Raw genomic sequence first — 14,990 nt, forward strand, 5'->3', positions numbered from 1 at the left:
ACAGAGATGAGTTTAAAAAACTTGGAATTATACAAAAGCCATATTCTTGAATATGGCTTTTCCATTATCAATGCGGTCTTTTCCAATGAAGAAACTGAAGAGATTATCCGTGTTTTAGACAGTATAGATACTTCTCGTGAAAACTTCAGGAAGTCTGAAGATCTTTTTGCCATAAGACAGTTTTTAAAAGAAGTTCCGGAAATTAAGGACCTCATCTTTAATGAAAATATAAAAAGAATAGTAAGAGAGATTTTCGGAGAAAAATATTTTGTGGTAAAAAGCATTTATTTTGACAAGCCGGAAACCTCCAACTGGTATGTGGCTTATCATCAGGATCTGACCATTTCGGTAGATAAAAAACTGGAATTACCGGATTTCGGGCCTTGGACAACTAAACAAAATCAGTTTGCCGTTCAGCCTCCGTTACCTGTTCTGGAAAATATCTATACCATCAGAATTCATCTGGATGATACCGATGGTCACAACGGAGCATTAAAAGTGATACCCAAATCTCATGCGAAAGGAATTTACAGACCGGAAAACATAGACTGGAATGTAGAGACTGAAATCATCTGTGAAGTAGAAAAGGGGGGGGTGATGATCATGAAGCCTCTTAGTCTTCACGGGTCCAACAGAACAACCAACGCGAAGAAAAGAAGAGTAATTCATATTGAATTTTCAGATAAAGAGCTGCCGGAAGTACTGAGGTGGTCTGAAAGAATAAATTAAGTCTTATCAAAAAACATCCCTCTTCAGAAATTATGAAGAGGGATGTTTTTTCATTTAACCGTAATCGTTTTAGTTTGCAGAAATCTCATCGATAAAGATATAAGCATTACCATCTGCTCCCTGATGCCATTCAGGAAGTTTACCAAAATAATATGCTTTTACTTTGATATATCTGGCCTCAGTCGGAAGAATATCCGCAGTGAAATCTTTAATCCGGACTTTCTCATCTTTCGGATCAACCGTATTGTCAACTGTTTTTAAAAGAATGAAATCTTTACCGTTCATCGAAGCATAATATTCCACTTTTTTAGGCATCAGAATCCATGCTTTACTGTCCTGAAGATAAGTGGAGGATATAGTTGTAATCTGTTGAGATGATTTAAAATCAATAATTGCTTCAAAATTCTGCCCCTGATATCCCTGCCATTCTCCTTTTCTCCAGTTGAGATCTCCCCGGATTCCGTCAATAAGAGCCAGCTTTCCGTTAGCCGTATACTGAGGAGTGGCTTTTGAAAGAATATTGATATCCCAGTAATTCGGTCTTCTGCTGAAATTAGCGACCGTAACAGAACTTTTCTCTCCGCTTTTTTCCGAGTAGGCGAGAACCTGAGTTGTTTTTATCACAGAAAACGGACCTTTATAAGGAATGAAAGTTTTTCTTTTATTGGCATCGCTTTCATCCATGGTCATATAATAGATCTTGTCTCCCGGGTTTAAAGGGGTGATTTCAACTTTGGTGGAAAAGTCAAAGATACGGTCCGCTGCAATCACCGGTGAAGCGGTGAGTTGGGGGTATTTAAAATCCTTGAAAGACCTTATATTTTCAAACCCCAGTGTCTTCAGTTCTGTTTTACCGGTATTTTTAGTGATGGTTTTTGTACTGCCGTCTTCAAGATGAATCTTAATCTCATCAAAATAAGGGGTAGTTGTTTCCCATTCCGGTAATCCGGGACTCACAGAATAGATTCCCATAGAACTTAAAACATACCAGGCGCTCATCTGGCCGCAGTCTTCATTTCCGATCAGGCCATCCGGTGTGTTTTTGTAAAAATGGTCCAGAATATGTTTGATTTTAGCATCGGTTTTCTCAGGTTTTCCTACAAAATTGTAAAGATAAGCGATATGATGGCTGGGTTCATTCCCCTGAGCATACTGACCCATAAGCCCTGTAATATCTACCTGTTCTCTTCCGGTGGTTGTATCGGGAGCTGCAAAAATCGCATCAATGAACTGCTCAAATTTTTCTTTTCCTCCATGAGCTGCAATAAGCCCCGGAATGTCCTGTTGTACGGAATAAGAATAATGCCATGAATTTCCTTCTGTATAATTGTTGTTGACTTCCTGCGGATCGAAAGGTTCGTACCAGTTTCCGTTTTTTCTCGGCTGCATAAAGCCATTTTTAGGATTATAAAGGTTTTTCCAGTTCTGGGAACGTTTCATGAAATACTGATAATCTTCCTTCTTTCCTAGAATTTTAGCCATTTGGGCAATGCACCAGTCATCATAAGCATATTCTACTGTCTTGGAAACACTTTCAGACTCATCATCCATGCTGATGTAGTTATTTTGTTTATAAGCATTTAAACCGAAAATATCCAGCATGGCAGAATGTTTGGAAGCCTGAAACGCCTTTTCATAATCAAAGCCATTAATTCCTTTGGCCATGGCATCTGCAATTACAGAAACAGCGTGATAGCCGATCATACATTCTGTTTCATTAGAGGCCAGTTCCCAAACCGGAAGTTTTCCGCCCTGTTCATACTGTCTGATAAATGTATTGATAAAATCTGCCGTTCTTTTTCTGTCGATTAAAGTCATTAAAGGATGGGCACCTCTGAAGGTATCCCAAAGTGAAAAAACGGTGTAATAATTGAAATCTTTAGCAGTATAAAGTCGGTTGTCCCTTCCGCGATATTTTCCGTCCACATCCATATTGATATTAGGTTGTGTAAATACGTGATATAAGGCCGTATAAAAAACAGCTAATTTATTTTGATCATCAGATCTGACTTCTATTTTTGAAAGCTCTTTGTTCCAGTCATTTTCAGCCTGTTTTTTGATCGTTTCAAAATCTTTGGATAGCCCTTCAGCTAACATATTTTTTCCGGCTCCTTCATAGCCCGTCGGTGAAAGGGCAACTTTTATATTGATTTTTTCTCCTTTCTTAACATCTGTAGAAAATGCCAGAGCCAGCTTAGTGCCGCTAAAGAGATTGTTTTCCTGTTTTCCGTTAACTTCTTTCTTTGAAATCTTCATGGGCTTTGAAAATTCGATTCTGGTATAGATGTACTGATTGGTCGCCCATGCTTCACTTCTTCTGAATACTTCAATGGTCTTATCATCAATGATTTTTACTTCCCCTTCAAGAAGTTTATCCCTGTGATTGAGATCCAGAATAATATTGGCATTTCCTGCATTGTTGAAGGTATATTCATGATAGCCAACCCTTTTTGTGGCCGTAAGCCGGACATTAATATTGTTTTTGTCTAATTTGACCGAATAGAAGCCGGCTGTTGCTTTTTCGTTTTTATGAGAAAATTTTGAAGAATACTCTTTACTGTCCAGACTTGGATTCCCCATTGTGGGCATCAGCATAATATCGCCGTAATCAGACACTCCGGTTCCGTTCAGATGGGTATGGGAAAAGCCATAGATTACAGAATCCGAATAATGATAACCACTGCATCCGTCCCAGCTTCCATCAATTCTGGTATCAGGAGAAAGCTGCACCATGCCGAAAGGAACAGTGGCTCCCGGAAAGGTATGACCGTGACCGCCTGTTCCTATAAAAGGATTGACATGTTGTGAATAATTTTGAGCATATATGATCTGAGTGATGAATAAAGAAAATACAATCAGCCTTTTTTTCATATTTAAATTTTATGATAACGAATATATCGAAAAACAATAAGATACAAAGTAGTGATGTAATAAAGAGGAGAAACAGATTGTCTTATTAAAAACTATTAGAATCAATGAAAAAGATATTACTTGCTGTGGGCCTGCTGTTGCCGCTATTTATATTTTCCCAGACTATAAAAGGAAAAATTTCTCAATCCGGAAATGCCGTTTCTTATGTTGAAGTTATAGCTGTAAAAAATGAGAAAAAACAGACTGCCATTTCTGATGAAAAAGGAAATTATTCTCTTAATCTTACCGAAAACGGAAATTACAATATCAGACTTATCCAGGATGGAGAAGAGATTTCCCAGGCTGAGATAAACGTACAGGGAGATGTACAACAGGATTTTTTCATTGATCGTAAAAAAGAAAAACAACTTGAGGGCGTTACTCTAACGGCAAAAAAAAAGCTGATTGAAAGAAAGGCTGATCGGTTGATTTTTAATGTCGCCCAATCTGTAGCTTCTCAGGGAATGGATGGTGCCGATGCGCTTGCTACAACTCCTCTTATCAAGGTTGATGATAATTCAGGAGTATCTATTGCAGGGAAAAGCGGAGTCGCTATCATGATCAATGAGAGGATACTGAATCTTTCCGGAAGTGAGCTTGTTACTTACCTCAAAAGTCTCCGGTCAGAAAATATTGAAAAAATAGAAGTCATTACGACCCCTCCTGCAAAGTATGAAGCTCAGGGAAACAGTGGTCTTATTAATATTGTCTTAAAGAAAAATCAGAATCTCGGATGGAGCGGAAGTCTTACCTCAACGCTTCAGCAGCAGACATATACAGGATTTTCAAATAGTACAACCATTAATTATCAAAATGAAAAACTGCGTTCTTCATTAAAATTAAGACAATATAAGTACGAAAAACATTCTTATGAAAATTATAGAATTGAAGGAGCCGACGGGCTTAAAAGCTCAGATGACAGAAGGGATTTCGGAGACGGATTAGGCGCTAATCTAAGTATTGACTATCTGCTGACCCCAAAATCTAATATCGGATTCATCTACGATTACGGGGATGGGCATTCCAATATGAACGTCATGAATACTTCGGATTATTTTCAAAATGACAGTTATACCAGTACATTGTCTACCTATGCAGAGCACAGAGGGAAAAGCACTCAGCAGACAATCAGTGCTTACTATGATGTGAAATTTGGAAAACAGGATAACAAGCTGAGCATTACCGGAAATTATTTCTCAAATATTCCTAAAACAACTATTGATTTTATTACCACCGCTACTTCAGGAGGTCCGTCTACCGTAAAATCACCTTCCACTGTTGACTATAAAATTTATTCCGGACAGGCAGATCTTACATTACCTTTTCAGTGGGTAAAAACAGAAGCAGGAGTGAAGTTTACCAATTTTGATAATAATTCAGATATATTTTATCAGAATCTTAAGGGTGGAAGCTACATCACTGATCCCATAAAAAGCAATGAATTTAAATATAATGAGAAAAACTATGCTGCCTATATCAGTTTTGAAAAAGCGTTCAATGAAAAGTGGTCCGCAAAAGCCGGACTGCGTTATGAATATTCCACGGTAACCGGAAACTCTCTGACTTCCGGACAGCAGACAGAAAACAAATATGGGCAATTTTTTCCTACCGCATATATTTCCTATAAGAGCAATGAGAATCATACCTTCAGTCTTAATTATTCAAAAAGAATCAACAGACCGGATTTCCGTGCAATTAATCCGTATCGCTGGTATATCAACATCAATTCCTATTCTACCGGAAATCCGTTTTTAAAGCCTTCTTTTAATCATAATATTGAATTCTCTTATGTTTACAAAGGGAAGTTATCCGCTTCAGCTTATTTCCAGAGAACCCTGAACGGTTTTGCTCAGATTGTTAATCTTGACGGGGAAAACAGGATCAGCACTTTTGCTAATTTCTATAATCAGAACAGCACGGGAATTACGTTGAATTATTCAGACACTTTCTTTAAACGCTGGGAAGCCAATTATTCGGCTGATCTTTCTTATATGGAAACAAAAGTTTTTGCTACCGATGCAGCTTCCAGAAAAGGCCAGGGATATGATTTCAATTTTCAGAATAATGTGTCACTGAATAAAAGCAAAACCATTCAGCTGGTGCTCAACTACTGGTTCCGTCTGCCCTCAAATTTTGGAATAATTCATTGGGATTATACAGGAAATGTTACTTCCGGATTAAAGCTGAGTCTTATGGAAAAAAATCTTCAGATCAATCTGCTGGTTTCAGATATTTTTAAACAATCCAGAAGCAGGGGGCAGATATTCTATACTACCGGAACTCATTATTTTAATAATTATTACGATGCCAGAAGGCTTACTCTGTCGGCAACTTATACTTTTGGAAATAAAAAAGTAAAAGGTACCGAACGTAATATTAAATTTGACGAAAAGAACAGGGCAAATTAATAATTTCATTCCCTGTTATTTTAGACTTCTCCTTCAAAGAAATTATCGAGATAATCCTTTTTATCACTTTCTTCCCTAAAGGTACCCAGATGTTTTTTCCATGCCTGAGATTCATGATAAACAATCCCCATTTCCCATACACAATATGTAGGAAGATGGGTTTTGTTTCTATCCCAGATTTCAAATGTTCCTGAACCGTTGTAGTAAACACTTTCCCATAATTCATTTTCACTGCGCCATGTACAGACCAAAAGGAGGTAATGCTCGCCGCATTGGTGTAAAATCACAAATCCAAGATCGTCCGTATCCTGAAAATTTTCGGCGGAATTCTCTATGCAGATTTTAGCAGACTGAATGTCCTGTAATAAGACTTCTGCAGGGTCTTCTGCAAGATTATACCATTTGAATCTGGTCTTTCCGACAGTGTAAAGACCTATTGGGGCAGCATATTTGGAAGGATAGGCATTGGTTTTCATTAGCTTTGCTTTTAGCGGTTTAAAATCTTACTAAAGTAAGAAACAATGAAATAAAATTTTTAGTGATCTTATTTATCACCTGATGTTATAGATTTTATTGATTCTAAATTATCAAAAAAAAGCGTAAATTTGTGAACAATTTATATTTAGTATGTTGACGAAAGAAAAGGTTCAAGATTTCCTTAAAGAAATAGAAGTAGACGACTTGGTGAATAATCTTCAGATTATGGGTGATGATGTTTATATTGACATGACCGCTCATTCGCCTGCAATGCACGAAAAGAAAAAACTGGAAGCTGCAATGAAACAAGCTTTTGCCAGTGAGTTTGGAGAAAATGTTCATTTAAAACTTAAAATCGTTTCTCCGGAACCTAGTGAAATTCAGCAAAGCCAGATCAAAGGAAAACAAATTCCGGGAATTCAAAATATTATCGCTATCGCTTCCGGAAAAGGAGGAGTAGGAAAATCTACAGTTTCTGCAAATATGGCAGTGACATTAGCTAAAATGGGCTTTAAAGTAGGATTATTAGATGCTGATATTTACGGCCCGTCAGTACCTACAATGTTTGACACAGAAGGCGCAAAACCGATTTCTGTAGAAGTAAATGGTAAAAACATGATGAAGCCTGTAGAAAATTATGGGGTGAAAATGCTTTCTATCGGATATTTCTCAGGAGCCAACCAGGCTGTAGTATGGAGAGGACCAATGGCCTCAAAGGCTTTAAATCAAATGATCAGAGACGCTGCATGGGGAGAATTGGATTTCTTATTAATTGACCTTCCTCCAGGAACAGGTGATATCCATTTATCCATCATTCAGGAAGTTCCTGTGACAGGAGCTGTCATTGTAAGTACTCCTCAGCATGTTGCCTTGGCAGATGTAAGAAAAGGAATCGCTATGTTCCAGATGGAAAGTATTAATATTCCGGTTCTTGGATTAATCGAAAATATGGCGTATTTTACACCGGAAGAACTTCCTGAAAATAAATATTATATTTTTGGAAATCAGGGCGCTCAGTATCTTGCTGAAGATCTTGGTATTCCGGTACTTGGAGAAATTCCTTTGATCCAGAGTATCAGAGAAGCAGGAGATGTCGGTAGACCGGCTGCTCTTCAGGAGAACTCTAAAATTGCAGATATCTATACAGAAACAGCAAGAAAAATGGTTGAAAGCTTAGTGGAAAGAAATAAAAATCTTCCGCCTACTGAAGCCGTAAAGATCTCTACAATGGCAGGTTGCTCCCCGAAAGCAAAATAATATCAACTTTCAATCAAATTTGAAAAAACCGAATTGAACTGAAAAAAATATGGAAACAAATATAACGCACGAAGATACAGTAACAAGAGTAATGGAAGCTCTGGAAAGCATCAGACCGTTTTTAAATAAAGACGGTGGTGATATCGAGCTTATTGACGTGAAAGATAATCAGGTTTTTGTGAAACTTTTGGGTAACTGTTCCGGATGTTCATTAAATTTTTCAACCCTTAAATTAGGTGTTGAAAATACAATTAAACAACATGCTCCGGAAATTGAAAAAGTAATCAACGTAGAGTAAAAATTATATCTGAGATATTTTTAAAAAGACAGGCTTTATTGGATAGAGCCTGTCTTTTTTATATAAAAATCATAACGAAATCAATCTGTATTCCGTCTAATTAAAATGGTTTCTCAGAGAAATATTAGAGTTGGTACTGACACTTATATTACTGTTTGTGGTATCACGCATTCTGTACTGAACCTGAACCTGGGTTCCCGCCGTAAGATTTCCCATCCAAAATAGCGGCATACTTCCTCCGCTTCCTCCACCACCGGTCCCAAAGTAAGAGGTTGCCAATACCGTGGAAGTCGTGGTATTGATGATCCGTGCGCCAAAAGTTTTGGTTGTTCCGCTGGAGGTTGAAATACTTACCTGGACAATTCCGGAAAATGAATAGAGCCCGGTAGTGGGTATTGTAAATGTACCGGCATTATGTACGTTGCTGATATCTATACGTTCGGTCGAAAAATCCATAGTGGTCCACGGGGAATAAGCTGATGCGGTATAAGCGGTCGTAGAGGTAGGAGGGCTGCCGGCAAACATCAGTTCCGTAATATTACGGTTGTCAATTTCAGTACGGGTATCGGTTACCCTTGCAATAGATTCCCATTGCGTTCCTGTCCATATATAAAACGTATCCTGAAAAACATTGTTTGGTGAAGTTCCTGCATTTAAAAGATTATACACGAGCATTCCCTGATCAGGAGAGCTGACGGATGAAGCAACCGGAACGGTGGTAATATCATTAATGCCGGATAACTGAACCCGGGGAATCAGCAATCCCTTGTTGGCACTTGCAAGATCCAGAATGGTGGCCGGATCCGGATTGGTTGTTCCTATACCAACTTGCGCTTTTGCAATGCAATAAATAAAGAGCAAAAGAAATCCTGTTAATTTATATTTTGAGTTCATATTTTAATATTTATAGATGTTAACGGTTCCTGACTCTATTCTGTAATTCCCTGCTGTAAAAGAGTATTGAAATGCCAGGATATCATTTACATTGAGGTTTTGAGTACTGATTAAGGTCGTATACATTCTGTTGAGAACGAATCTTCCTGAAATAAAACTGATATTGCTGCCGTTCCTTGAGAGTCTGTTTGTACTTGTCCCCCCTGAGTTGGCCGCATTGGACATGATGGATACAAACTCTATGGCATATATTCCTGTAGAAGGTACAGTATATTGGTTGGTGGAAAAATTCCAGCCCCAGTATTTATCGACAAGAACTTCCTGAGAAGTTAAGGTAAGGGGAGTAGCTCCTCCTCCTCCTGCAGTACCGAGTACCGTATATGGCTTTTGCGTTACTGCGGCCGTGAAGATCAATAACGGAACGTGAGTGGAACTGATGATACTTTCCGTTGCCGTTGAGGTAGCCTCGGAATGATATTGATTATCACTGGCCCAATAGGTAATAGAAGGGGTGAGATCATTGGTAATATCCATTGTGGTGTTATAAAGCATGACTCCCAATGCAGGTGATGGTATGGGAGCAACTGTACTGGCTTTATTGCTAATGGTCAGATTAGGAATTCTAAGCGCTTTATTATTTGCGTCTAATTTTAAAACGGCTCCTGTTGAAACATTAGTAGATCCTATGACTAATTGTCCAAAATAGAATGGAGTAAACAACAGAAAAGTAAATAGATAAAAAAGAGTTGCTTTCATAATTAGTTGTTTAATATTTTAGAAATAGAAACATTTGTATTGGCGATCTGGTAGTCTGCTCCATTGGACTGAATACTGAATGTAATCTGGTCTCCGGCTACCAATCCTAATGTACAGGTACTTGAGAGCCCCGCAAACTGATAATCTCTTTCCATGGCATAAGTACATACCATAGCTCCATTTTTTTGTACAAAAAAAGCAGAGCTTCCATTGGCATCTCCCGTTGTATTTCTGGTATCAGCAGTATAAGAGATTACATATCTTCCGTTTTCCTGGATTGTATAGCCGGTATAATTACTGGCGGGGCCTTGTGCGCCTACCGGCAAATTCTGATAAAGTGTATTAAACGTAAGATTTGTTGTCGTTCCTGCAGTAATACTGGAGCTGGTTGCAATATTACTCGCTGCAAAAACAGGAGTGATAAAAGGAATTTTTTCAACTTCTGTTATTACATTAGCTTTAGTAAACATTTTTTCCCAGACACTTCCGGTAAAAGCATATATTCCTTTATCAACACTTGTCATGCCGGAGCCTGCTACAGCAGTGTTGTAGATGATAAAGCCTGTTTTAGGGCTCGGAATGGTGGACGCATCGGTGGTAGAGGTTAAAGAGACGACAGGAAGCTGAAGTCCTTTATTCGTGGCTGTTACATCAAGAATGGCAGACGGGTCGGGTGATGTGTTCCCAATCCCTACTCCGCCTTGTTGTGCCTTGAAAAAGAAGAAAAGGAACATCGCAAGGAGAGTGAAATTTTTCTTTTGCATTTTTTTTTGGTTTTTTTAAATTTAAGAATAATTAACCTTATTTTTTGTTAAATTATTGTTATATAGTTAAATATATTCTTTTTTTATCCATTATTTTTTGACCAAAAAAATGACTTTTTGTGTTAAAAAAATATTTTATATTTCAAAATTCTCCCTGTTTTAAAGACTTACAGCTTTTATTCAGAAATTTGGAAAAATTTATGATAAAAGTTGAGTTATACTATAATTTTTTTTTATGATTATTATTTTTAATAATGAATGGAACTGATAAAGTTATTGGTAAATAAGAATGGTTGATGGCAATAATTTTTTCTATTGAAATATTAAAAAAAAATTTTATTTAAAAGGTCTGCCTTTTGTGAAGCATGTTTTCTGGTGTTTATTTATGATTTCCGGAAGACAGGAAAAGCTTCGGAGGACCGAAGCTTTGAAATTAAATAATGAATATTTATTTTACTTTATAATGATTCGTTTAAGATGCCCTTCTGATGTTTTCACAAGGTAAACTCCGGTAGAAAGAGCGGATGTACTTATCGTTAAGGCGTTTTTTTCTTTTCCGATCAGTTTTCCGGACATATCATACAGCTCATAATCCTGTTTTCTGTTGAAGAAAAGTGTATTTCCTTTACTGACAGGATTGGGGAATACATTGAAAGTCGCTGTTTCAGGTTTTATTTCTCCGGTTCCCAGAGTGGGTGCCATGGCAACTTCATACATGGATAAAGTTCCGCTTATTTCATTGGCAATAATAACATAACCTTTGTTGGTTGTCGTATTTTCCGGAGCAATATAAATAATTCCTTCCGGGCCATTATCTCCGCCGTATGCCGAGGTAGAGCGGGAATGTTTATAGTCTGTAAAAACAGGATGATTAGGATCTGTGATATTGTATACCATTACTCCTCCGGTTCTTTCCAGGGTAATAAATGCATAAGTCTGTCCGCTGATGGTTCCTAATGCCACACCTTCCGGCTCAGGACCTTTTGCACGGCTTCTGCTTTTGATGGTATTGGATTCATTATCTGCATTAAAAATTAACGGATGGTAGGCTGCTATGTACCTTTCAAACTGATCACCGCTGTCATAAACTCTCTGTCTGGTATCTGCGTTGAAAATAGAGAATGAACGTGCTCCTAAAGCGGCAATCTCTTCAAAATCAGTATCGGCATCCGTATTTCCTGTTGCTGTAGATACCCTGAATCGTCCAAGGTTGTGTGAAGCTTTTAATATTGAAGACTGAGGAAAAATAGCGGGATCTAAAGTATAAGTACTTGCACCTACGGTTGTTCTTTCACTGTATCCGGGAAGATCTTTTTCATCTCCTTCGTTGGCCGTTACAATATAGTGGGTATTTCCAACTTTATAGTTTTGTACAGCATCCGGAATATAATATGCTTTTACCGGCCAGTTGGCGATCAATATTTCTCCATTGTTGTCTGAGGCATCAAAGCCGTTCCCCGGAAGGCTCATATCTTTTTTACCCAGGCCCCAGATTCCCGTGATGGCTTTTGTGATAAGATCTACCTCGGCAATGGCATTGTTCTCCTGTAAGGTCACCCATGCTTTCTGGCTGTCTGCACTTATGGTAATGTATTCGGGTTCCAGATCCTGAGAAAGGCTGTTGTTGGTTCTTACTTTTCTCAATCCTGTTGCAGTAAGTGCGGCAACCTGAGAATCAAAACTGTTGAAATTAAGAGTAGTGACATTACTTTGTGTAAGGGCTCCAATTCCTCCTGAAATATCGATAATGCTGATTGTTCCTTCAGGATCTATGGTATAAGCATCATTGGGTTCCCCCTCATTGGCAGTGAGTACTTTTGTCCCGTCAGGAGAGAAAGTGATCATATCCGGTAACGCTCCCACAGTAACCTGCTTCAGGAAATTTCCGTTAATATCAAAGAATACTACGGAACCATTTTGTTGAGGATTGGCATTAGGCGACGCGGCGGCAATAATTCCGTTTTTTACGGCAATACTTGTGATGCCTCCATACGCAGCCATATTCACAGTCCTGATCACAGATGGTGTTGTAGGAATACTGAAATCAATAATATCAAAAACATCTGTTAGAGAGCTGATGGTAAATAGTCGTTGGGTAGATGGATCATGAACTACGATCTCCGTTGAGCTGTTGTTGTTTCCTGAAGGGTCAAAACTACCGATGTAGTTCAATACGATTTGACTGGACGGAGCAGGAGCAGGCTTATCATTATCTATAATGTAAACCGTGGCAGCATTGTCTCCTGAAATAGTCGCACCAACCGGATTCTCCAGACTTACCACAAAATATTCAGCCTGTTGTTCTTCTATCGTATCATCAATAATGGGAATATTGATGGTATAATCTGTTGTGGAGGGCGTAATATGAATTGTCTGATTCACTAAACTAAAGTCATTAGTGTCTGCTGTACTGAAGGGTGTAGGCTTTACAACAAGGTTTACGGTTGCTGCTGAAGGATTGGAGACCTTAATTTTAAAGGCCAGGTTTCCTGCATTTTCATTAACTTTTATAAAGTTTTTCTCCAATGAAAGGGTAGTGCCCGCTGTAGTAAATGTACTGGCGGTTATGGCTGATACTCCATTATCACTGAAATCTTCTACCATATCCGGTTTAAGGGCGAGATAATAGGTTTGTCCCGGAATTAAACCGGAAGTAGGAATAATGGTGATCGTGTTGTTATTGTTATTGAAAGTGGCTGTAAAGGGAACTTGTGTACCTGCAGAACTTCCTAAACGGAATTCTACAAGATTTTGTGCATTAGAATCGTTGATCGCCGAGTTGTCTGTTAACCTTACATTTTCATTAAAAGAAATGGTAGGATTTGCAGCTGTAGAAGCGTTATTTGTGTTGTTGGCCGGGAGATAGGTAACAATAGGCGGGGTAGTGTCTGTATTTCCTGCAGAAACAGCATCTACCGTAAAGTTATCAAAGCGGTTGTTTCCTCCTGTGCCTCCTCCTGTTGCCGAAAATTCAACTTTTAATTTAAAGTTCGGGTTATCGGATACTCCCGGAACTGTGGAAAAATCAAAATTTACCAGTTGTGGGTCTGCATCCTGTGGGGTAATTGTCTGATAAGGGATGAAAGTACTTCCATCCGTTGTATAAGACCATGTCTGGGTTCCTGCACCCTGTGCAGATCTTCTTGTCGTAAATTTTATAATAACATTATTGTATCCTGTTGTCGGTAAACTGAACTGTAATGCACCGCCAATCGGATTATTGAATCTTAAATGAGTTCCGGATCCGTCGCCGTTTCTGGCATTGAGGTTGGCAATATTGAAATTCTGTCCGGTCCCGTTGGCAAAATCTATGACACTGGTACCCCCTGCAATGGCGGTAAGAGAACCGTTGGCCAGAGTGGAAGAAGGGGTGGTAATGGAGGCTGAAGAAGTATTATTATTAAAATTCCAGTAATGTATAAGGGTTTGCCCGAAAAGACCGCTCTGAAAAAAGAATGCGGCAATAACAGACCCTTTAAGGAGGTAGTTGTTGATCATTTTTTGTTTTAATTAGATAAATACAAAAATGAACTTTATGTTTGGTAACTATTTTAATAGAATTTTAAGAAATGTTTAAAAAATAAGGTATAAAATTAAAATAACGGAAATGGATGGGAAGTCAGACATTTAACAGTGGAGACACAAAAGGACAGCACTATTTTTTTTGTTCTCCCGAGAAATTCAAAATACTTTGTGATTTTTCCAACGGATGTTTCTGCATATAGAAAAATCCTGAAATGGCAGTCAGGAGTAAGAGTACAAAAATAACCAGAACAATTCTTTTTAGCATGTCTCTCATATCGCTAAGTTTTTAATATCTCTAATTTCTAAAGTGGATGTAGGGTAACCTTTTTGTACGGCATTGATCATTGCTCTTCCTACTTCGTGTAAAGTTAATGATTTTGACGGTAAAAAAACAGGAAAAAACCAAATAAAAGGTTTGAAAAACCATTTTACATTCAATTGGCCTTCAACCGGTTTCATAAATCCGGGGCGAAAATTGTATGCTCCTTTAAAATTCATTTTTTTTAAAGTATTTTCAGTTCTGCCTTTTACTCTTGCCCACATTACTTTACCACTTTCTGTTTTGTCGGTATGAGCTCCTGAGACATAGTTGAAAATGATTTCAGGATTCTGATGTAAAACGGCCTCTGCAAAATGAAGTGTGGTATCGTAAGTGATTTTGGTGTATTCTTCTTCATTCATACCTACACTACTGATTCCGGCACAAAAGAAACAGGCATCGTATCCTTTCAGATTTTCATCATGGATGTCAAGGGATAAAAAATCGGGGATGAGGTATTCTTTTAGTTTAGGATGTGTTTTTCCTGAGGGTTTTCTGCTGATGCTTAAGATGTGAGATATATTCGGATTTTCGAGGCATTCCATCAGAACGCCTTCGCCTACCATTCCTGTAGCTCCTGTAAGAATTATTTTAATTGGGGTCATTGTTTTGCTATTGATAATTGTATGACGGATGACGGATTGAGTTTACTT

Annotated in this window: 12 protein-coding genes; 4 read left to right on the plus strand and 8 right to left on the minus strand. The window is 38.2% G+C overall.

The annotated features are described in order from the left end of the window. Nucleotides 1-6 precede the first annotated feature (6 nt). Nucleotides 7-729 carry a phytanoyl-CoA dioxygenase family protein gene (locus JO178_RS20770; RefSeq protein WP_291940123.1) on the plus strand — a complete coding sequence of 241 codons (723 nt, stop codon included), beginning with the start codon at nucleotides 7-9 and terminating at the stop codon, nucleotides 727-729. Nucleotides 730-798: 69 nt separating this feature from the next. Here the strand turns inward: JO178_RS20770 and JO178_RS20775 are convergent, their stop codons facing one another. Continuing rightward, a complete protein-coding gene (locus tag JO178_RS20775; protein WP_291940125.1) occupies nucleotides 799-3,600 on the minus strand; it encodes a GH92 family glycosyl hydrolase in 2,802 nt (933 codons plus the stop codon). A 104-nt stretch (nucleotides 3,601-3,704) separates the two neighbouring features. On the opposite strand from JO178_RS20775, the gene JO178_RS20780 reads away from it, so the two are divergent. Continuing rightward, entirely contained in the window at nucleotides 3,705-6,047 is a 2,343-nt protein-coding gene (locus tag JO178_RS20780; protein WP_291940127.1) for a TonB-dependent receptor, read from the plus strand. A gap of 20 nt (nucleotides 6,048-6,067) precedes the next feature. Here the strand turns inward: JO178_RS20780 and JO178_RS20785 are convergent, their stop codons facing one another. Continuing rightward, nucleotides 6,068-6,523, minus strand: a complete 456-nt coding sequence (locus tag JO178_RS20785) for a hypothetical protein (protein ID WP_291940129.1) — start codon at nucleotides 6,521-6,523, stop codon at nucleotides 6,068-6,070. Nucleotides 6,524-6,674: 151 nt separating this feature from the next. Here JO178_RS20785 and JO178_RS20790 point away from each other — a divergent pair, with 151 nt between their 5' ends. Both JO178_RS20790 and JO178_RS20795 read left to right on the plus strand, forming a co-directional pair. Next, nucleotides 6,675-7,781, plus strand: coding sequence for an Mrp/NBP35 family ATP-binding protein (locus tag JO178_RS20790; RefSeq protein WP_291940131.1), 1,107 nt, complete (start codon nucleotides 6,675-6,677; stop codon nucleotides 7,779-7,781). A 49-nt stretch (nucleotides 7,782-7,830) separates the two neighbouring features. Then, the gene (locus tag JO178_RS20795; RefSeq protein WP_002977212.1) at nucleotides 7,831-8,079 is read left to right on the plus strand and encodes a NifU family protein; all 249 of its coding nucleotides are present in this window, start codon (nucleotides 7,831-7,833) and stop codon (nucleotides 8,077-8,079) included. Between the two features lie 96 nt (nucleotides 8,080-8,175). Here JO178_RS20795 and JO178_RS20800 read toward each other — a convergent pair whose 3' ends face one another. The 6 genes from JO178_RS20800 to JO178_RS20825 form a co-directional block, all read right to left on the minus strand. Then, nucleotides 8,176-8,973: a hypothetical protein gene (locus tag JO178_RS20800; RefSeq protein WP_291940133.1), complete on the minus strand. Its 798-nt coding sequence runs from the start codon at nucleotides 8,971-8,973 to the stop codon at nucleotides 8,176-8,178. Nucleotides 8,974-8,976: 3 nt separating this feature from the next. Then, entirely contained in the window at nucleotides 8,977-9,729 is a 753-nt protein-coding gene (locus JO178_RS20805) for a hypothetical protein (protein WP_291940135.1), read from the minus strand. Nucleotides 9,730-9,731: 2 nt separating this feature from the next. Then, a complete protein-coding gene (locus tag JO178_RS20810; protein ID WP_291940137.1) occupies nucleotides 9,732-10,493 on the minus strand; it encodes a hypothetical protein in 762 nt (253 codons plus the stop codon). A 453-nt stretch (nucleotides 10,494-10,946) separates the two neighbouring features. Further along, a complete protein-coding gene (locus JO178_RS20815; protein WP_291940139.1) occupies nucleotides 10,947-13,991 on the minus strand; it encodes a choice-of-anchor I family protein in 3,045 nt (1,014 codons plus the stop codon). Nucleotides 13,992-14,148: 157 nt separating this feature from the next. After that, on the minus strand, nucleotides 14,149-14,292 hold the full coding sequence (locus JO178_RS20820) for a hypothetical protein (protein ID WP_291940141.1): 144 nt from the start codon (nucleotides 14,290-14,292) through the stop codon (nucleotides 14,149-14,151). Then, entirely contained in the window at nucleotides 14,289-14,942 is a 654-nt protein-coding gene (locus tag JO178_RS20825; protein WP_291940143.1) for an NAD-dependent epimerase/dehydratase family protein, read from the minus strand. Before JO178_RS20825 ends, JO178_RS20820 begins: the two co-directional genes overlap by 4 nt. Nucleotides 14,943-14,990 lie beyond the last annotated feature (48 nt).

The organism is Chryseobacterium sp. (assembly GCF_019236175.1).
GTDB lineage: Bacteria > Bacteroidota > Bacteroidia > Flavobacteriales > Weeksellaceae > Chryseobacterium.